The organism is Leucogemmata humicola (genome assembly GCF_055379415.1).
Map to the genome: position 1 here is coordinate 4,406,858 of NZ_AP040875.1, position 19,702 is coordinate 4,426,559.

Genomic DNA, 19,702 nt, shown 5'->3' on the forward strand with positions numbered 1-19,702 from the left:
CCACGGACGCGCTCGGTTCAGGCCGCGCGACAGACCTTCAATATAACGGTTGAGCGCCTGCGGGATTCAGCGTTCCGTACGATGGAGCAGGAGGCTCGCCGCCAACAGACCCCCGGCATCCCAGGTAAGGTCCTTTACACTGAATTCCCCGCCCGCATGCCGGTCGTAGACCTCTTTGCCAACGCTCACCGAAGCCGTAACCGCGGACGCGCCAACCAGCGCCCCTGATCGACCAACGCCCACAAAGCGAAAACCGCTGAACGACGCCGACTGAACGAACGCCGCCATCGCAAAGTGTTTGGCCTTATCGGCGCTAAACCACCGGTCGCCCTGGGAATGGTCGTCCCCAAAATGCAGGGCGAAGATCAGCGCCAAGCCGCGCATCAGGCCACACTCCGCACTGAGCGTTTGACCCCTGCTTTGGTCAGCTCGCGACCGATCAGCCGCAGGGCGCGCTCGAGTAGCTCAGGGTGATTCCCTTGATAGATCCAACTGCTCGCGCCCGAGGGATGCGGCAGGGGAACCATCAGCGATTTTCCGCCGACGTGCTCCACCGGAAAGTCGCGTCCGATGAGCTCGTCGAGCGGCCGGTCGGGGAGAAAGCGCGTGATCGCCAGCCTTCCGACGGGAATAATCAACGACGGTTGGATGATCGAGAGCTCGTCGTCCAGCCAAGTGCCGCACCGATCCTGTTCCTGACGCGACGGCACACGATCACCGCGACCACTGCGATTCGGCCCGGGATAGCAGCGCGTCACCGCGGCGATGTACACACGATCGCGGAACGTCGCCTCATCGATGCCTGCGCGCTCGAGCCAGCGGAATAGCGCCTTCCCTGCGCGCCCGGCGAAGGGCCGTCCTCCCGCCGCTTCGACCTGACCGGGAGCCTGGCCAACGAGCATCACCTTCGGACGGGTCGCCTTCGAGATGATCGGCACGATCCCCGGTGCAAGCGCACAGGCGCGGCATGCCACGAGTGCACGGCAGTGATCCGCAAGTCGATCGGCGCGCCGCGGACTCACGCGTCGCCCTCGGCGTCACGCGCCCACGACACTGCCGCTCGCACGGCGCGATGCCACCCGCGCATCGCCGTATCGGCCGAGGCACGATCCATCTGCGGCGCGAAGGTGGTGAACTCGCGCGTCGCGAGAAACTCTTCGCCGTTGCGCCACACGCCGGCCGCGAGACCAGCGAGCGCAGCCGCGCCGAGCGCGGTCGTCTCCACCATGTCGGGCCGCTCGACGGGAACGCCGAGCATGTCGGCCTGATACTGCATCAGCCAATCGTTCATCGTCGCACCACCATCGACGCGCAATCCTTTGAACGGCGCGCCAGTCGCTTCCGTCATCAACTTCAGTACGTCTACAGTCCCGTAAGTCATCGCCTCGAGTGCGGCGCGCACGAGGTGCGCGCGTCCAGAACCTCGCGTGAGACCAACGATCGTCCCTCGCGCGTTCGCCTCCCACGTGGGCGCACCGAGTCCAGTGAGCGCCGGCACGAAGTACACGCCTTCGTTCGAAGAAATCGAACGCGCGAGTTTTTCCGTCTCGCCCGCTTTCTCGATGATGCCGAGTCCATCGCGCAGCCACTGCACCGCTGCTCCAGCAATGAAGATCGCGCCCTCGAGAGCGTACACCGGCGCACCTGTCGCGTTGCACGCGATCGTCGTCAACAATCCGCCGGTCTCGTGCGTCGGACGCGTCTCGCCCGCATTGAGTAGCAGGAACGCGCCCGTGCCGTACGTATTCTTGCCGCTGCCGGGTGCCCAGCATCCCTGCCCGAACAGCGCCGCTTGTTGATCGCCGGCAATGCCTTGAATCGGGACTTCGGCGCCAAACGCTTCTCTCGTCGTCACGCCGAAGTCGCCACACGATTGGCGTACTTCAGGCAGCATCGACATCGGAACGCCGAACAGTTCACACAGTTCTTCGCTCCACGCCATGCGATCGATGTCGTACAACATCGTGCGCGAGGCATTCGTCGGATCGGTCGCGAATACGGCACCACCCGTCAGCTTCCAGACGAGCCATGTATCGATCGTGCCAATCGCGAGATCGTTCGCATCATAGCGTTCGAGGAGGCGCTCTTCGCGCAACAGCCACTCGATCTTCGTCGCCGAGAAGTAGGGATCGGGAAGAAGGCCGGTACGCTGCGTGATCCAAGCGGTGCGCGGCGCGAGTTCCTGACAGCGCGCCGACGTGCGACGATCCTGCCAGACGATCGCGCGATGCACGGGCCGTCCAGTCGCGCGCTCCCAGATTACGATCGTCTCACGCTGGTTGGTGATACCGATCGTCGTCGGCGTGGCGCCAGCGGCATCCATCGCAGTGCGCGCAGCAACGAGCACGCACTCGAGGATCTCGGTCGCGTCGTGCTCCACCCAGCCGGGCTTTGGAAAGTATTGAGGAATCTCGCAATACCCTCGGCCGGCAACGCGACCATCCTCGCCTATCATCAGGCAGGTGGCGCCGGTAGTTCCCTCGTCGATGGCAAGAACGTATTTCACGGATTACTCGCGAAATTGTACGGAGGCCGATGGACGCCGCGATCGCTGATGATCGCCGCAATCAGCGACGCTGGCGTAACATCGAACGCCGGGTTGTAGACATCCACGCCCGCCGGTGCGGTCGATGCGCCAAATCCGCTGCGCACTTCATCGGCGTTCCGCTGCTCGATGAGTATTTCCGCGCCGTTGGCAGTCAGCGGATCGAACGTGCTCGACGGGGCGGCGACGTAAAACGGAATTCCGTGATGCTTCGCCGCAATCGCCAGCTGATACGTCCCGATCTTGTTGGCCACGTCGCCGTTCACGGCAATGCGATCCGCGCCGACGATACAGAGATCCACTTCACCGTCGGCCATGAGCGACGCGGCCGCGCCATCCACGAGCACCGTTACCGGAATGCCCGCGCGCTTCAGCTCCCACGCGGTCAGCCGACTTCCTTGCAGCAGCGGGCGCGTCTCGTCGGCGTAGACGTGAACACTTCTTCCCTGCTCCACCGCGGCGTACACACCGGCGAGTGCCGTCCCGATGCCGCCGGTGGCCAGCGCCCCGGTGTTGCAGTGCGTGAGTATCCGGGCTCCGTCGGGAATCAGCGTCGCCGCATGTGTGCCGATCGCACGACACATGGCGCGATCTTCTTCGAGAATTGCGGTTGCTTCGGCGATCATTGCGCTACGGCTGATCCCCGCGCGAAGCGCGGCGTTCATCACACGATCGGCAGCCCAGGCAAGATTCACGGCGGTCGGTCGAGCACTCCGAATCCGCGCGTGCGCGGACATCATTCGTTGCGTGGCAACGCTACTGTCGGACTCGGTGCCATCGAGGCCGAGTACGATGCCCATCGCGCCGGCAATTCCGATCGCCGGTGCGCCGCGAACGGCGAGTGTCAGAATCGCGTCGTATACATCTTCGACGGTGCGCAGATTGCGATACACCTCGCGCCCCGGCAGCTCGCGCTGATCGAGGATGCGCACACCTTCTCCGTCGTCCGACCAGCGAACGGCTTGGATGACGTCCATCGACCAAACGTAGGATTCAACCCTGCTCGGCGGAACCCGGTCGGCGGGGCGATCGGCGTCGCTCGGGAAAATGTTGGTCGAGAAATCGGATCAATGCGCGTTCTTCGGGCGAATGCGCCCGCCCGCGATTAGCGGCCTGTCGTCGCGCTCGAGGGAGCGGAATTGTCTCGCCGTCGTCGAGGTACCTGGCAATGACGATCGGATGGACGTACGACTTCCGGCAAATGGTCGGTGTGTTGCCGAGCTCCGACGACACGAGACGCATGGCCAGGGCGACGTTGCGCTTCGCGGCTGTTGGATTGGCGGCGGGACCCAGTTCCGCCAACACGGTGGCGGCGCGGAGTGTTCCACCCCACGTGCGAAAATCCTTCGCACTGTAGTGGCCGATGCGTCGTTTGAGATACGCGTTCACGTCGCGCGCGTTCACCGCATGCCAACGCCCGTTCCGCTGATACCGAAACAATGGCTTTCCCGGTGTGCGAAGCTGACGCTCGACGAGACGCACCAACTCACGGTCGGTGACCACCTGCCGTTGACGAATGCTTCCTTTGCCCTTGTAGGCAAAGCGCGCCATTCCATCGATCACGTCGACGTGCGACTTTCGCAGTGTGGTGATGCCGAACGTCCCGTTCTCGCGCTGATACCGTTCGCCACCAACGCGACAGAACGTTTCTCCAATCACGCGCAACACCGTCGCAGCGACCGTATCGGCGTCGAGCGACGTCGTGCGCGCCTTCGGATGGGCGTCGGCAGTCAGGGTGCGACGGATACGCGGCAGCTCCTTGGCGAGCTGGCGAACGCGATGGTATTTGCGGAGTTCGCGTCGCTCGACCGCACGATCGTTGTAGCGATACTGCTTGCGTCCGCGCGCATCGATTCCCCACGCCTGAATCGCCGAGCGGGGCGACACCGCGATGTGCACGTCGCGCCACGCCGGAGGAACGCGCAGCGCGTCAAAGCGCAGAAGCGCACGACGATCCGCGATCACACGTCCATTCGGCCCCGCATACCGGAAGCCGGCCCTTTTCGATCCGAGTCGACGAACCCAAGTAGTCACAGCCGACGGAAGGGCAAGTCCCACACCCGTACGGTAGAGCGACTCGACGCGCGGCGCCGCGCCTGTAGATTCCGCGGATGCCCTTCGAAACTCTGACCCTCGCCGTCACCGACCGGATCGCGACACTCACGGTCAACCGTCCCGACAAACTGAACGCCCTCAACGATCGCGTGATCGCCGAGCTCGGAGATGCGATCGATGAGCTTCGCAGCGCGGCGGATGTCGGCGGCATCATTCTCACCGGTGCCGGCCGCGCCTTCGTTGCTGGCGCGGACATCTCCGAACTACAGAAGCACGGCGCAGTGTCGGCGAAGGCACTCGCCCAGCGCGGTCAGGATGTATTTCGCCGCTTCGAGACATCGCCCAAGCCAGTCATCGCAGCGGTGAACGGATTCTCACTCGGCGGTGGCTGTGAACTCGCGATGGCGTGTCACATCCGCATCGCATCGGAGTTCGCGAAGTTCGGCCAGCCCGAGGTGAAGCTCGGACTGCTGCCGGGCTACGGCGGCACGCAACGTCTTCCGCGACTCGTCGGAAAAGGACGCGCGCTGCAGCTCCTGCTCACCGGCGATATGATCGACGCGCAGGAAGCGTTTCGAATCGGGCTTGTAAACCGCGTCGTGCCCGCTGCCGAGTTGATGGCCGCGGCAACGACGATGATGCAGACGATACTCGGAAACGGTCCGCTCGCCGTGGCACACTGCATCGAAGCGGTGAACGCCGGCTACGATCTTCCGCTGACCGATGCCATGACGCTCGAAGCCACGGCATTTGGCCTGCTCGCTGCGACGGAGGATAAGCAGATTGGCACGCGCGCATTCCTCGAGAAGACCGCTGCCAAATTCACGGGCACGTGAGTGTCGTTGAAGGCCCGCCTCGCGCACCTCGAGGTGCGCGACTTTCGCAATCTCGCACGCGTCGATCTTTCGCCGCCTGCTGACGGTCTCGTCGTCATTGGCGAGAACGGTCAGGGTAAGACGAATCTGCTCGAGGCGATCTACTACCTCCAGATTCTCCGTTCGGCGCGTGGCGCACGCGATCAGGATCTGATTCGCTTCGGTGCCGACGCGTTTCACATCGGCGCTACGGTCGACACGGATCGCTGCCACGAGGTGGGCGCTGGATTCGAGCGCGCGGGAAAGCGAAAGCGTGTTCGTCTCGACGGCGACATTCCGGAACGGTTGAGCGATGCGCTTGGCGCTCTTCCGTCGGTGCTCTTTTCGCCAGCGGATGTCGAACTCATCGCTGGCGCCCCCGCGGCGCGACGACGCTTTCTCGACATCATGCTCGCGCTCACGGCGCGCGGCTATCTCGCCGCGCTACAGCGCTACCGCAGCGCGTTGGCTCGGCGCAACGCTGCGTTGCGTGAAAGTGCGCGCTCCGGCCGGGCATCCTCCGCGAGCGTTGCAGTCTGGGAGCCGGCGTTGGCCGAGCACGGCGCGTTGTTGATGCAGGAACGTCGCGCCTGGGTCAGTGCGATGGACGCGCGCTTCGAGGCGCTCTGTCGAGAGATCGGCGAAACCGCGCGGGTTCAGGTTCGGTACGCCGGAACGCTCGACGCGACCGACAATCTGGCGTCGGCGCTCTCTGCGGCGCTCGAGGAAAAGCGTGGACTCGACCTCCGACGTGGTCTCACGCACGCCGGGCCGCATCGCGACGATCTCGCGATCACAATCACCGGGCCCGACGGTACTGGCCGAGAGTTGCGTTCGTTCGGATCCGCCGGACAACAGCGGAGCGCAGCAATCGCCCTCCGGATGCTCGAAGCGTCTACATTCACTGAACGCACGGGTCGGTCGCCGCTGTTCTTGCTCGACGACCCGTTCGCCGAGCTCGACGTCCGACGATCGGCGCGCGTACTCGATCTGCTCTCTGGAAGCGGACTCGGGCAGACTGTCCTCGTCGTGCCGCGGGAGAGCGACATTCCATCAGAATTCACGGGCCTCGAGCGCGTTCGCGTCGTAGCCGGCCAGATCGCGCCATACGAGACATGACCGAACGAAAGAAAAAGAAACCAGAAGCGATCGGCCACATTCTCGCCGGCGTACTCGGTTCAACGGGCATCGCGAAGCGCGTCGAACAGGCTGGGATCATTCCCGAATGGCCGAGCCTGGTCGGTAAGCAGATCGCGTCGGTGACGTCGCCAAAGTCGATTACGGCGAACGGAACCTTGTTCGTCGAAGTGAAGACGAATGCGTGGATGAACGAGCTGTCGCTCCTCGAGCCGGAGCTGCTGAAGTCGCTGAATACCAAGCCGGAACGCGGTCAGATTCGACGAATTCGCTGGCTGCTGGCGCGGTGAACTCCGGCGGCCGTTGACGCGCCGCGGCGACGATCGCTAAATCGTTGCGAACCAAAGCCTTGGCGCGCTTTCACCAGGTTGATTCCGGCCGCGACCCCGGCTACATTTTATAGGATGGATCCGAGCCGATCTTCGGCTTTTCTACGGACTGATTTTTCGGGTGACCAATGGCGACAAAGAACGCGGACGAGACCGGGAAATACGACGCTGGGCAAATCCAAGTTCTCAAAGGCCTCGAGGCGGTTCGCAAACGCCCAGGCATGTACATCGGATCGACATCCGAACGTGGATTGCATCACCTCGTCTATGAGGTCGTCGACAACTCGATCGACGAAGCACTCGCTGGATTCGCGGACAACGTTCGCGTCGCAATCCATCAGGACAACTCGATCACCGTCGAAGACAACGGCCGAGGCATTCCCGTCGACATCCATCCGACGGAGAAGATGCCTGGCCTCGAGCTCGCGCTCACCGTACTGCACGCCGGCGGAAAGTTCGACAAGGACAGCTATAAAGTGTCCGGCGGTCTACACGGCGTCGGCGTGTCGGTGGTGAATGCGTTGTCGGAGCGGTTGAAAGTGTGGGTCAAGCGCGACGGCAAAGAGCACTACATGGATTTCGCGCGCGGCGACACCACGACCAAGATCAAGGTGCTGCGTGACGTGCCGAAGAAAGAGACGGGCACGAAGACGTGGTTCAAGCCCGATCATCAGATCTTCACCGATCTGATCTATCGGTACGACACCATCGCAATGCGTCTGCGCGAGCTGTCGTTCCTGAACAAGGGCGTGATGATCACGCTCACCGACGAGCGCACCGGTCAGGAAAAGTCAGAGACCTTCCTCGCGAAGAACGGCCTGCGCGAGTTCGTGCAGCACCTCAATGCGTCGCGCAAGCCGCTGCACACGGAAGTTGTGTACATCGAGACGACGCGCGACGACGTCGGCATCGAGCTCGCGATGCAGTACAACGACGGCTACAACGAGAACATTTTCTCGTTCGTCAACAACATCAACACACACGAAGGCGGCACGCACCTCACCGGCTTCAAGTCTGCCCTCACGCGCGTCATCAATGCGTACGCCGCCAAGGGCAACATGCTGAAGAAGGCGGACTTCACGCTGTCGGGCGACGACGTGCGAGAAGGTCTCACCGCCGTTCTGTCGGTCAAGGTTCGCGAGCCGCAGTTCGAAGGTCAGACCAAGACCAAGCTCGGCAACTCTGAAGTGGAATCCGCGGTAAAGACGCTCGTCAACGAGTGGTTGGCCGCGTATCTCGACGAGCATCCGCGCGTCGCGAACATCATCATTGAGAAGGCCGTATCGGCCGCACGCGCTCGCGAAGCAGCGCGTAAGGCTCGCGACCTCACGCGTCGCAAATCGGCGCTCGACGTCGGCAACCTGCCTGGCAAGCTCGCCGACTGTCAGCTCACCGATCCAGCGATGTGCGAGTTGTACCTCGTCGAGGGTGACTCCGCAGGCGGTTCGGCCAAGCAGGGCCGGCAGCGCGCGTTCCAGGCGATCCTGCCGCTCCGCGGTAAGATCATCAACGTCGAGAAGGCACGCATCGACAAGGTGCTGTCGAACGAGGAAATCCGCACGATCATCACCGCGATCGGTAGCGGCATCAAGGAAGAGTTCGAGCTCGAGAAGGCGCGCTATCACAAGATCATCATCATGACGGACGCCGACGTCGATGGAGCGCACATTCGTACGCTTCTGCTGACGTTCTTCTTCCGCCAGATGCCCGAGCTCATCGAGGCGGGATACATGTACATCGCGCAGCCGCCGCTTTTCCGCGTTGCGCGAGGCAAAGAGGAGTACTACGCGTACGACGAGTCGGAACGCGACGAAATCGCGACGAGACTCGCGGGTCCAGAAGGCCGAGGCAACGTCAACGTGCAGCGATACAAAGGCCTTGGCGAAATGAATCCCGACCAGCTCTGGAACACGACGATGGATCCAGAACGGCGCACGCTCCTCAAGGTCAACATCGAGGAGGCCGTCATGGCCGATCAGATTTTCCAGACGCTCATGGGCGACGAAGTCGAACCGCGCCGATTGTTCATCGAGAACAACGCTCAGTTCGTAAAGAACCTGGACATCTAGAGATCGAGATCTGAGTATGAGGGGGAGAGCGAATCGCTCTCCCCTTTTCTTTTGCACCGACTCACTCGACAGGAGACGTTCGTGCTTCGCTCGCGCCTTTTCTTCGCCTTCGCTGCGGCCATGTCGCTTGCCCCCGGAGCTGGCGCACAGCAGGCAGAAGTGCGTCGTATTCTCGACTCGATGCGAGTCGCCTACGATCTCCCCGCGCTGGGCGCCGCGATCGTCACGCCTGATTCGTCTGTCGCGATCGACGTCGTTGGCGTACGTCGCATCGGCGATCCGACACCCGCAACGATCAACGATCGCTTTCATCTCGGCTCCGACACGAAAGCGATGACCGCCGGTCTGCTCGGCCTGCTCGTCGATCAGGGGAAGCTGCGCTGGACATCGAGTCTCGCGTCACTGTTTCCCGAGCTCGCCGACGAGATGCGACCTGAATACCGCACCATCACCGTTCGCGAACTGCTTTCTCATCAGAGTGGGCTCGTTCCGCATCCCACCGTTGAATTCCGGGACGGAAGTCCGCGCCACCAACGCGAAGCATTCGTGAAATGGGTACTGCAGCAACCACCAGCGACGAAGCGAAACACGTACGCCTACGCCAATTCGAACTTCATCATTGCCGGCGCCATTGCCGAGCGTTTGATGAACGGTGAGTACGAAACACTCGTCGTCGATCGCCTGCTGCGACCAATGGGAATCACGACGACCGGCTTCGGCGCGCCGGGATCGTCGACGGTCTTGGACCAACCGTGGCCGCACTTCGTGGATGCGGCTGGAAAGCGTACGGCGATTCCTCCTGGTCCCAACGCCGACAATCCGCCGGTGATCGGACCAGCCGGCCGTGCGAACATGACGCTCAGCGACTGGGCTCGCTGGGCGCGTGTCATCCTGCGGGCGTCGACCGGCGGGCCTTCACCCTGGAGCGACTCGACAGCACGCGCGCTTTTCACACCAGCAGTGTCAATCGACGCGTCGACAGGATACGCACTCGGTTGGATCGTCTCGACGCGCCCCTGGGCCGGTCCTGGCGGCCGCGTTCTTACGCACGCGGGATCGAACCTCATGAACTACGCGGTGCTGTGGCTCGCGCCCGAAGCGAAGTTCGGCGTTCTCGTCGTGACGAACCAAGGTGGACCGGCCGCGGTGCGCGCAACGGACGCCGTAGTCGGTCGGCTGATCGCGCTACACCGCTGACCCGAAATCACCGCAAAGCAGGAGGCGATTTGCGATGCCGTTCGAGGGATTCTCAACCGAGTTGATTCCAACCGAAGGCGCGAAGATTCATAGCCTTCGAAAGGGGTCTGGTCCTCCGCTCCTTCTGCTGCACGGCTACCCGCAGACCCATTTCATCTGGCACAAAATTGCGGAACGATTGTCAGAGAACTACACCGTAGTCCTGACAGACTTGCGTGGATACGGGGATTCCACCAAGCCCGAAGGCGGCGAACGTCATGCGAACTATTCCTTTCGGGCGATGGCGCAGGATCAGATCGACGTGATGCGTCATCTCGGATACGGAGAGTTCTATGTGGCCTCCCACGACCGAGGAGCTCGCACAGCCCACCGCATGTGCCTGGATCATCCGGCAGCTGTCCGAAAAGTCTGCTTCATGGATATCGTGCCTACGCTTCGCATGTATCAGGACACGACCAAGGAGTTCGCCACAAAGTACATGTGGTGGTTCTTCCTGATCCAAGACGCTCCGTTGCCCGAGCACATGATCGGTGCCGACCCTCAGTTTTTCTTGGAGCAGCACTTCAAGGTGCAGAATCGCACACCCGGCGCCCTCACCAAGGAGGCGATGAACGAGTACGTGCGTTGCTTTTGTACTCGTGACGCGATCCACGCAACCTGCGAGGACTACCGTGCAGCTGCCGGAATCGACATTGAGATGGATGAGGCCGACCAAAAGGCTGGACACAGAGTTAGCTGTCCCGTCCATGTCCTCTGGGGTTCAAAGGGCGCAATCGGCAAACTCTGGGACGTCATCGACGTCTGGAAACGGCACGCGACTGGCCCTGTCACTGGAAAGGCCCTCGACGCCGGGCACTACCTGGCGGAGGAACAGCCAGAGAGAGTGCTGCACGAGCTACTGAGCTTCTTTGATTCCTGAGGCAAGATGAAATACAGGCGAATCGACGACTCGCCGAAGACGTTTGTCATTGTCTTCGAGACGGGAGACGAGTTGGCAACGGGTCTCTCTCAGTTCGCTACCGAGCAAAAACTGGCAGCTGCCAGTTTCAAGGCGGTTGGAGCGCTTTCTTCTGTCCGCTTGGCGTGGTTCAGCTGGGAGTCCAAGAGGTACGAGCCTTCGGTCACGCTCGACGAACAACTCGAACTCTTGTCTCTGATTGGCGACGTGGCGTTGAAAGATGGTCAGCCTGTCGTCCATGCCCATGCGGTCGTTGGCAAGCGTGACGGCACCGCTCACGGCGGACATCTGCTAGAAGCTCATATCCGTCCGACATGCGAGGTTGTGCTGACCGAAAGCCCGGTTCAGTTGCAGAAGGTCGTTGATCCCGAATCAGGACTCGCGTTGATCAAACCCTAACGACGGAATCGCATCGTAGTGTTGCGGCCGCCAGCGCAGCCTTCGCCGGGCACGTAATCCGCGTTGCCGTAGCCGCATGCTCGAGCTGCACCGAAGCGTTCCGATCTGGGGGGTTGTTCCACTCATCGTCGTGCTCCTGTGCGTGACCGTTGAGATCGGATATCGCGCAGGACGACGGGCCCGCAACAAGCCGCACCACGATTCGGAGAGCCTGGCTTCCGACCTGGCGACGCCGGCTGTTGGACTGCTCGGCTTGATGCTCGCGTTCACATTTGGTTGGGCAGCGACGCGCTTCGATTCACGACTGGGCGCGAGAATCAACGAAGCGCAGGAAGTCGCCAACGTGTTTCGACTTGCCGATTTCATCGAGCCTGCTGATCGCGATCGCGCACGTGCAATGCTCGACGCATACATCTCGATCAGTCTCAACGCGCAGGGCGTCGCGGGGTTTCAAGACGCATTCGAGAAGCGCGAAGCAATGCACCGAGAGCTGTGGGCGATTGCGAAACGCGCGGGAGAAGCAGATCCAAACTCCGAGATCATAGCGCAGTTCGTCAAAGAAGTGGGTGACTTGTTGAACAGTCACCTCACTCGATCGATCCTCGCTGTATCGAGTCGAATTCCACTCGGAATCGTCTTCGGGCTCCTCGCGATTCTCGTTCTGACAATGGGCATGCTCGGCTACCAGATGGGATTGACGAGCCCGTCGAGATCACCGGCGCTCATTCCGCTCATCCTGTCGATCACGCTCGTCATCTTCCTCATCATCGACCTGGACCGGCCACTCGAGGGACTGATCCAGGTTCACGATCGCGCCCTCGCCGAGCTTCAGCGAGAGCTGCGGACGTTGCATTAGCTCGGTCGCAACGGGACCGTCAGCGCGTCGCGACGATGCGGATCTGTGTTCCCCACGGGTCGCTCGCGATCGCGTCAACTCCGCTGCGGTCGACGTCGAAGCCGCGCGTCGAAAGGCTCTCAGCCGCCGCGGCTACGCTCGACGCATCAGGTACGAGTAGCTCCCATTCGAGCAGTCGTGCGTCAGCATCGGTGGCGAGCGCCGCACCGGCAGCCCACGTGTTCGTGCCCAAGTGGTGGTGATATCCGCCCGCCGACATGAACAGCGCCCCGGGATAATTCCACACGATCTTGTCGAAGCCGAGTGCTTCGTGGTAGAACGACGCAGCTTGATCGATGTCGCGCACATAGAGATGCACGTGGCCGATCGTCGTGCCGCGCGGCGCTCCACTCCACGGCTCATCGCCGGCTTCGGCCAGTAGACTCGCGACGTCGAGCGGGTCGCTCGCCATCGCGAGCTGACGGCTGTCGATGCGCCACGTGTTCCGCGGGCGATCCGCATAGACCTCGATGCCCAGCCCGTCGGGGTCCTGCAGGTACACGGCTTCGCTCACGTAGTGATCGGACATGCCGGCGTACGCTCCAATGCTCGCCAGATGTCGCACGAACTTTCCCAGTGCGGCGCGCGTGGGAAGCAGAATCGCAAAGTGATATAGACCGATGAGCCCGCGTCGCGACATCGGGCGAACGCCGGGCTTTTCGTGAAGTTCCACGAGCACGGTGTCGTCGTCGTGGGGCCCGAGCTTCGCGACATTGCCGCTGCGCTCGATGACTCTGAGGCCAATCACACTTTCATAATAGCCGATCGATCGCGCGAGATCGGCCACTTGCAGACGTACACGCCCGACTCGCGTCGCGTCGGGCAGCCGAAACCCCGGAGGCGCGATGCCATACGCGAGTGCGGCGGAATTCTCAGTCGTTGCCATCGTTCGTTGCTCCCGGCGTGCGCGCCAACTCCAGCAGATCGGCGAGCGTACGCAGCTGCGTCGCGGACATATGTCCGAGCTGTTGCTTGTGAATTGCGACCACCGGCGCATCGAGCGCGGTCAACACGTCGAGTCCCTTGGTCGTGATTCGAGACCCGACCTGACGTCGATCCGTGGCGCTTCGCTCGCGCTCGATGAGCCCCGATTCTTCGAGGCGATCCATGAGGCGAGTGACGTCGGGGACCTGCGACACCATCCGGTCGCGGACGTCGTTGCGACACAGCCCCGCGGGACCCGCGCCGCGAAGAATGCGCAGCACGTTGTACTGCGTTGGCGTGATGTCGAACTCCTTCAACGCCTCGGCAAACGCGTGAGTCAGGACTGCCGTCGTGCGCTCGAGGTTGAGGTGCACCTCCTGCTCGAGGCTTTCAAACGGCTTCTGCTGTTTGATCTCGTTGCGAAGGTTCGATTTCATGGACTGGAATATATGTGTGACAACACATAATTGCAACTCCACCGCCCCGTCGACCCTGACCCTACTCTCAGCGCGGCTGTTTCGCCAGGAACGCGAGGATTAAGGAATCCGTGTGCTGGGCCTTTTCGAGAATCGGAAGGTGCCCCGCCCCTTCGATCGGATAGAACTCGGCCGCTGGGATCGCCTTGCGCACGCCCTCGCTCATGCTGAATGGCACCGTCTTGTCGCCCACGCCCCACACCAGGAGGACCGGCACCGCGTTGCTCGCCACGCGCCCATACACCGAGTCCATGGCCATGCCCAACCGCTCCTGTCGCGACGATAGCAACGCGCGGCCAAAGCCGCGGTAGCGCATCTGCTCGCGATACCGATCTGCCCAGTCGGGAAAGCGACTAGGCTCCATGAAGTCGCTCGCCTGACCGTCGGCCATCGTCGGTACGGCCATCGTCTGGAAGAGATACGGGCCGACCAGCGGCCAACCAATGACGCCCGCCGCCGCAGCGGTCGTTCCCGCTACGGGATCCACCAGCGTCAGCGAACGCACGCGCTTCGGATGCCGTCCAGCAAACACGCCCGTCACCGATCCGCCCATCGACACGCCGGCGAGATCGATCCGATCGGTGATGCGCAGCGAATCGAGCAACTCGCCAAGTTGTCGATCGTACAACTCGGTGTTGTAGCGGATGTTCGGGCGATCAGAGAGGCCGCGACCATACTCGTCGTACCGAACAACGCGATAACCGGCCTTGGCCAACGCAACGGTCGTCGAATCCCAGATGTAGTACGGAACGGAAAAACCGTGCACCAGCACGACCGTTCGCGCAGAGTCCGGATTCGAGACATCGTAGTGCGTCACGCCGTCCGAGAGTCGCACGAATTTCCCGGGCGCACCGCGACGCGCGGCTTCGTCGAGCGTCGCACGCTCCGGATTTCGCACGAAGTAGATCGCGCCGAGCACGACGCTCAGGCCAATGACGATTCCTAGAAACACCGTCGAACGTTTCACTCGGCCGCGCCCTCGCTCAGGAGTTACCATCCGCTGAGGTAAGGTCCTTCGTGAGACCGCGTTCGGCAAGCATCGGTTCGACAATCGGGTCGCGCCCGCGGAATTCGCGATACAACTCCGCCGCGTCGCGAGTCCCACCACGCGACAGGATCATATCGCGATACCGCTGTCCATTTTCGCGAGTCATGCCGCCGCGTTCGCAAAACCACGCATAGGTGTCCTGATCGAGCACCTCTGCCCAGAGGTACGCGAAATATCCGGCTTGATAGCCGCCATCCCAGATGTGCGCGAAGTAGCTCGTTCGATAGCGCGGCGGCACAACACGGAGATCCATGTGGTACCGGCCGAGCACTTCCGCCTCGAAGGCATCGAAATCCCGCGCCGGTGCCCCGACCGGGAGCGTATGCCAGGACATGTCGATCAACGCCGCCGAGATGTACTCGGTGAGTGCGAAGCCCTGATTGAACTTTCGAGCTTTCTTAATCCGGTCGACGAGCACCTGCGGCATCGGCTCGCCCGTTTCGTTGTGCCGGGCGTAGCGCGCGAAGACCGACGGCTCGAGTGCCCAGTGTTCGTTGAACTGCGACGGAAACTCCACGAAGTCGCGCGGTACGTTGGTGCCAGCAAGCATCGGGTAGCGCACCTTCGAGAACATGCCGTGCAGCGCGTGTCCGAATTCGTGAAAGAGCGTCGTCACGTCGTCGAAGCTCAATAACGCCGATTTACCTGGTGCGGGCTTCGTGAAGTTTGCGACGTTGTAGACGACCGGCTTCGCATCGAGCAGTTCGGACTGATCGACGAAGCAATCCATCCACGCGCCGCCGCTCTTGTTGTCGCGCTTGAAGAAATCCGTGTAGTACAGCGCCAGCGAGCTCCCGTCAGCGTCGAACACGTCGTACACCCGCACGTCCGGATGATAGACGGGAAGATCGTTTCGCTGATGAAACGTGATGCCGAAGAGCTGCGTTGCTGCGTAGAACACGCCGTCGTTCAACACTCGATCGAGCGCGAAGTACGGCTTGATCTCCGCCTCGTCGAGATGGTACTCGGCCTTGCGCACCTTTTCGGCGTAGTACTGCCAGTCCCAAGGTTCGAGCGTCGCCCCGTTGGCATCGTGATCGAGCTGTGCCTGAACGCGCCCCGCTTCGTTCTTCGCTTTTACGAGTGCCGCCGATCCGACGTCCGTAAGAAGTTTGATCGCGGCAGCGGGCGTCTTGGCCATCTGATCGCCGAGCACATAGTCGGCGGCAGTAGGATATCCGAGTAGCGCGGCACGTTCAGCACGAAGCGAGACGAGGCGCTTGACGATCGCGCGTGTGTCATTCGCGTCGCCTCGATCCGTTCGATGCGTCGCCACGTCGAAAAGACGTTTGCGCACATCGCGACGCGCGAGACGCTCCTGCCACGGCTGTTGCGTGGTGTTCTGCAGCGGCAGCAGCCACTTGCCGACCAGCTTTCTCTCCTGAGCCGCTTCAGTGGCGGCGGCGATATCTGCCTCGCTCAAGCCTTCCAGATCGGTCGCGTCGTCGATCACGAGTCCGTTCGCCTTCGTGGCTGCGAGCAACCGATTCTGGAAATCGGTCGTCAGCGTCGACTCTTCGCGATTCAACTCGCGCAACTGCGACTTGTCTGCGTCGGAAAGCAGCGCGCCTGCTCGCTCGAAGTCGAGATGATAACGCTCGATGAGCTGACAGTCCTCTGACGACAGCTTCAGCGTGTGCCGCTGTTCGTAGATCGCACGCACGCGGCGAAAGAGCGCATCGTCGAGATAGATGGCGTCGCTGTGCGCCGCGAGCTTGGGTGCGACATCGACCTGCGTCGCCTGCAAAGCATCGTTCGTGTTTGCGCCGGTAACGGCCGCGAACGCTCGCAGCACGCGCGAGAGCAGAACGCCGGTTCGCTCGAGCGCCACGAGCGTATTGTCGAAGGTCGCCGGTGACGTTTGACGCGCGATCGTCGCCACCTCGTCGAGGTGCTGACGCATCCCTTCTTCGATCGCCGGCAGGTAGTCGGCGTCGCGGATTTTATCGAACGGAGGGACGCTGAACGGAAGATTGTTCGGCGCGAAGAACGGATTGCTGGCGGAATTTGCTGGCGTCAAAGTCGTCGTCACGGCGCGGCGTAAATCGGGGCATCGACATCAGGCGCCGGGATGTTCTCCGCCTCCCTCTGCATCCCCAGGCTCGAATGGCCGAAAGCTCAGATCCCACGCGAGCCACAGTGTTCGCGAGAACGGGAAGAATACAAAGGGAAGGCTAATCGCCAGCACCACCGCCACGACCTCGACTTTGGTCCATGGCGGATTCGGCCATGCCGCGATGATCCAGACGATCGGGATGCCGATCGCGACGAGTTCGCCACCCACGAGGTTGAACACGTACGCGCCGATCCAGAAGTCCGAGCTCTCACCGCGCTCGAGCGCGAGGTCGCAGGTGGGACACCGGTCTTTCATCTTGAGCCAGCTACGCATGATTCCGCCGCCGCCACAACGTGGGCAACGGAGCCGAAGCGCGCGACCGAACTTCGTCGCGACGGTGGACGGGGCCGGCCGACCGTCGCTCATTGGGCCTCGCTCAAACGCTGAACGGTCGTCCCTCGGCAAGTCGCATCAATTGCTTACCGATGACGACGTGGATCGCGATGAGCGCGAGCACCACGAGCCCGAGCGAAATCCACACGACGGCGGACAACGCCGGCATCATTCCGCCGGTCGGCGTGTGGCGGCTGATGAACGCGACGTAGGCGTAGAGCGCGATGAAGGCGGCGCAGGCACCGAAAGCGCCCAGCCCGGCGAGCCGGGCAATCTTTGGCGGCATGACATCCTCAAATGGCAGCGTGAATCCGAAAGTTCTCCGGACCACGCCACCAACGCAACTACTTGAGGATCGCGCTCACCACTCGGCGATAGTCTATTGCCGACGTGATCGTCTCCGCCGCCTTCAGGAATGCCTTGCGCGCGTTGGGATCGCTCACCGATTGGCGCTCGGCGATCCCGATGAGTGCATTGGCTTTCTCGAAGCTGCCTCCCAAGGTGGACGCAACGTTGACCAAGTCGATCACCTGCGCGTTCGAGAGATCGCCACTCTTGGTAATTGCGGCGAGCGCCTGGCCACGCGAGTGATCCGACGCAATTGACGTCACGACCTCGAGATATGCTTTCGATAGCTCGGCATCTTGCCAGTAGTACTTCGCGATGGTGATCAGTAGCTCGGACTTCTCGTAGTCCGAGTTCATCTTCGCGGCCGATTTCGCCACGGCAATGAGCGTTTCGCGATCCGGCGGAATGGCCGCCTTCGGCGCCGGCGCGACTCGTACGGCACGCGGCGTGTCGAAACCAATCGCCACCGCGCGAGGCGCGCGCAGGCGCCGGAACGTCGGCGTCGTGTCCAACAGCGGAGCGGCAGGAGCAAACGTGTCTGCGCGCGCGGTCGCACGCGGGACGACGGGCTGCGCCGGTGCGAACGCCGCTAGTGGAAGGGCGAGTACCAAAACGCTCGCCGCGGCCACACTCAGACGTAGGCGCGAAACCCCGCGGTGATTGGTGTTCGGGTCGAGAATCGCGAGCAACCGGCCTTCGAGTTCGCTACGACGTGCCATTGCCAGTGCAGCCGCGGGCACCGAACGTCCGCCGAGCGAGCGGGCGATGTGCAATAGGTCGTAGGCGTAGTCGGTCGCGCGCGCACCGCCCTCGAGCACGAAGTCGTCGCACGCATGCTCGCGCTCCACGCGCATTTGACGCGCAGCGAACCAGACCAGCGGATTGAACCAGAAGAGCGCGACGACGAATTGCGCCATGAGCTGCGTGAGCGCATCGAAACGCTTCACGTGCGCCATCTCGTGCAACAACACGATGGTTCGTCGCTCCATCGTCCATTCATCGGAATCGACGGGCAGCAGGACAGTTGGATAGATCACACCCCACGTCATCGGAACGCAGGCCCGTTCGCTCCGCAGCAACGTCACCGGACGCGTGATGTTGAGCTCAGCCGCGAGACGCTGCGCGAGCGACAGCCACGTGCCGTCTGCGACAGGATGTGCGCGGTGCGCCCACATCGCAACGCGAAGCGTGCCGAGTGCCATCCGCAGCAGAATGAGCACGCTGCTCGCGAGCCAGATCAGTGGAACGAAGCGCGTCGCGTCGGACCGTGGGGGCAACGCATCGACGTTCATTCGCTGCGACGCGACAGCCGTTCGAGTTGACGAAAACACCGACGCACCGCTCCGGCGCACGACTCGCGGCGCTGGCGGCACCGCTGGTGCGCGCAGCAACGACGCCGCGGAAACCGACTGCAGTGCGCTCACGTCAATACGCGGCACCACCGTCGATAGCAGCGGAATCGCAGCCATGCCCGCCAATGACGCGCCCCAGACGAGGTGCTTCAACGCCGCGCTGGCGTTGCGAAACACGCGCGTGAGCGCCCATGCGAGCACGATCAACGCCGAACCTTTCAGCGCCGCATCGAAGAGAATGCTGATCAGAGTCACCGTCCCTCCTTGCGTGCTTGTTCGATCATGGCAGACAGGCGATCGAGCTCGGAGTCATCGAGCTTCGCATCGCCTTCGAGGAGCGCTGCGACGGCGTCGGTCGCCGACCCGTCGAAGAATGTGCGAACCACATGCGTCAGCGCAGATTTCTTCGCGCGGTCGCGATTGACGATCGGCAGAAAGACGTACCGAGGTCCGTCCTGCTCATGGCGGACGTGTCCCTTCTCTTCGAGCAGTCGCAGCAGCGCGCGCACTGCCGAATAGCTCGGCGGATCTGGCAGATCCTCGAGCACCTCGGCCGCGGTGGCCCGTCCACGACGATAGATCACGTCCATGATCTGGCGTTCGCGACGACTGAGTTGCGGGGCAGCGTCCGACATGCGACTCCTCGGCAGTGCTAAAAAACTAGCAG

General features: G+C 62.5%; 21 protein-coding genes. 8 read left to right on the top strand and 13 right to left on the bottom strand.

Going from position 1 to position 19,702, the window contains the following annotated elements; translation table 11 throughout:
• Positions 1 to 66 precede the first annotated feature (66 nt).
• The 5 genes from AC6H4Z_RS18795 to AC6H4Z_RS18815 are packed head-to-tail and all read right to left on the bottom strand — an operon-like array spanning position 67 to position 4,603.
• A complete protein-coding gene (locus AC6H4Z_RS18795) occupies positions 67 to 384 on the bottom strand; it encodes a hypothetical protein (RefSeq protein ID WP_497543498.1) in 318 nt (105 codons plus the stop codon).
• The gene (locus AC6H4Z_RS18800; protein WP_497543499.1) at positions 384 to 1,022 is read right to left on the bottom strand and encodes a uracil-DNA glycosylase family protein; all 639 of its coding nucleotides are present in this window, start codon (positions 1,020 to 1,022) and stop codon (positions 384 to 386) included. Before AC6H4Z_RS18800 ends, AC6H4Z_RS18795 begins: the two co-directional genes overlap by 1 nt.
• Positions 1,019 to 2,506, bottom strand: a complete 1,488-nt coding sequence (glpK, locus tag AC6H4Z_RS18805) for a glycerol kinase GlpK (RefSeq protein WP_497543500.1) — start codon at positions 2,504 to 2,506, stop codon at positions 1,019 to 1,021. The genes AC6H4Z_RS18800 and glpK overlap by 4 nt, the downstream gene beginning before the upstream one ends.
• A complete protein-coding gene (gene mtnA, locus AC6H4Z_RS18810; RefSeq protein WP_497543501.1) occupies positions 2,503 to 3,522 on the bottom strand; it encodes an S-methyl-5-thioribose-1-phosphate isomerase in 1,020 nt (339 codons plus the stop codon). The genes glpK and mtnA overlap by 4 nt, the downstream gene beginning before the upstream one ends.
• A gap of 16 nt (positions 3,523 to 3,538) precedes the next feature.
• A complete protein-coding gene (locus AC6H4Z_RS18815; protein ID WP_497543502.1) occupies positions 3,539 to 4,603 on the bottom strand; it encodes a DNA topoisomerase IB in 1,065 nt (354 codons plus the stop codon).
• Between the two features lie 53 nt (positions 4,604 to 4,656).
• On the opposite strand from AC6H4Z_RS18815, the gene AC6H4Z_RS18820 reads away from it, so the two are divergent.
• The 8 genes from AC6H4Z_RS18820 to AC6H4Z_RS18855 all read left to right on the top strand — a co-directional run bounded on the left by AC6H4Z_RS18820 (position 4,657) and on the right by AC6H4Z_RS18855 (position 12,399).
• Positions 4,657 to 5,436, top strand: coding sequence for an enoyl-CoA hydratase/isomerase family protein (locus AC6H4Z_RS18820; RefSeq protein ID WP_497543503.1), 780 nt, complete (start codon positions 4,657 to 4,659; stop codon positions 5,434 to 5,436).
• A 6-nt stretch (positions 5,437 to 5,442) separates the two neighbouring features.
• On the top strand, positions 5,443 to 6,573 hold the full coding sequence (recF, locus tag AC6H4Z_RS18825; protein WP_497543504.1) for a DNA replication/repair protein RecF: 1,131 nt from the start codon (positions 5,443 to 5,445) through the stop codon (positions 6,571 to 6,573).
• Complete coding sequence (locus AC6H4Z_RS18830; RefSeq protein ID WP_497543505.1) at positions 6,570 to 6,881, top strand: DciA family protein; 312 nt, start codon at positions 6,570 to 6,572, stop codon at positions 6,879 to 6,881. The genes recF and AC6H4Z_RS18830 overlap by 4 nt, the downstream gene beginning before the upstream one ends.
• 167 nt (positions 6,882 to 7,048) lie before the next feature.
• Complete coding sequence (gene gyrB, locus AC6H4Z_RS18835; protein ID WP_497543506.1) at positions 7,049 to 8,989, top strand: DNA topoisomerase (ATP-hydrolyzing) subunit B; 1,941 nt, start codon at positions 7,049 to 7,051, stop codon at positions 8,987 to 8,989.
• An 81-nt stretch (positions 8,990 to 9,070) separates the two neighbouring features.
• Positions 9,071 to 10,186 (top strand): serine hydrolase domain-containing protein, encoded by a 1,116-nt coding sequence (locus tag AC6H4Z_RS18840; RefSeq protein WP_497543507.1) that lies wholly within the window; start codon positions 9,071 to 9,073, stop codon positions 10,184 to 10,186.
• Positions 10,187 to 10,220: 34 nt separating this feature from the next.
• A complete protein-coding gene (locus AC6H4Z_RS18845) occupies positions 10,221 to 11,105 on the top strand; it encodes an alpha/beta fold hydrolase (RefSeq protein WP_497543508.1) in 885 nt (294 codons plus the stop codon).
• Between the two features lie 6 nt (positions 11,106 to 11,111).
• Entirely contained in the window at positions 11,112 to 11,543 is a 432-nt protein-coding gene (locus AC6H4Z_RS18850; protein WP_497543509.1) for a PPC domain-containing DNA-binding protein, read from the top strand.
• 76 nt (positions 11,544 to 11,619) lie between these two features.
• On the top strand, positions 11,620 to 12,399 hold the full coding sequence (locus AC6H4Z_RS18855; protein ID WP_497543510.1) for a bestrophin-like domain: 780 nt from the start codon (positions 11,620 to 11,622) through the stop codon (positions 12,397 to 12,399).
• A 19-nt stretch (positions 12,400 to 12,418) separates the two neighbouring features.
• Here AC6H4Z_RS18855 and AC6H4Z_RS18860 read toward each other — a convergent pair whose 3' ends face one another.
• The 8 genes from AC6H4Z_RS18860 to AC6H4Z_RS18895 form a co-directional block, all read right to left on the bottom strand.
• On the bottom strand, positions 12,419 to 13,324 hold the full coding sequence (locus AC6H4Z_RS18860) for a VOC family protein (protein WP_497543511.1): 906 nt from the start codon (positions 13,322 to 13,324) through the stop codon (positions 12,419 to 12,421).
• On the bottom strand, positions 13,311 to 13,799 hold the full coding sequence (locus AC6H4Z_RS18865; protein ID WP_497543512.1) for a MarR family winged helix-turn-helix transcriptional regulator: 489 nt from the start codon (positions 13,797 to 13,799) through the stop codon (positions 13,311 to 13,313). The genes AC6H4Z_RS18860 and AC6H4Z_RS18865 overlap by 14 nt, the downstream gene beginning before the upstream one ends.
• 67 nt (positions 13,800 to 13,866) lie before the next feature.
• Positions 13,867 to 14,805, bottom strand: a complete 939-nt coding sequence (locus AC6H4Z_RS18870) for an alpha/beta fold hydrolase (protein WP_497543513.1) — start codon at positions 14,803 to 14,805, stop codon at positions 13,867 to 13,869.
• A gap of 16 nt (positions 14,806 to 14,821) precedes the next feature.
• Entirely contained in the window at positions 14,822 to 16,918 is a 2,097-nt protein-coding gene (locus AC6H4Z_RS18875; protein ID WP_497543514.1) for a M3 family metallopeptidase, read from the bottom strand.
• A gap of 27 nt (positions 16,919 to 16,945) precedes the next feature.
• The gene (locus AC6H4Z_RS18880) at positions 16,946 to 17,368 is read right to left on the bottom strand and encodes a DUF983 domain-containing protein (protein ID WP_497543515.1); all 423 of its coding nucleotides are present in this window, start codon (positions 17,366 to 17,368) and stop codon (positions 16,946 to 16,948) included.
• Between the two features lie 10 nt (positions 17,369 to 17,378).
• Positions 17,379 to 17,621, bottom strand: coding sequence for a hypothetical protein (locus AC6H4Z_RS18885; RefSeq protein ID WP_497543516.1), 243 nt, complete (start codon positions 17,619 to 17,621; stop codon positions 17,379 to 17,381).
• 58 nt (positions 17,622 to 17,679) lie between these two features.
• Positions 17,680 to 19,290, bottom strand: a complete 1,611-nt coding sequence (locus AC6H4Z_RS18890; protein WP_497543517.1) for a M56 family metallopeptidase — start codon at positions 19,288 to 19,290, stop codon at positions 17,680 to 17,682.
• Positions 19,287 to 19,670, bottom strand: coding sequence for a BlaI/MecI/CopY family transcriptional regulator (locus tag AC6H4Z_RS18895; RefSeq protein ID WP_497543518.1), 384 nt, complete (start codon positions 19,668 to 19,670; stop codon positions 19,287 to 19,289). Before AC6H4Z_RS18895 ends, AC6H4Z_RS18890 begins: the two co-directional genes overlap by 4 nt.
• Positions 19,671 to 19,702 lie beyond the last annotated feature (32 nt).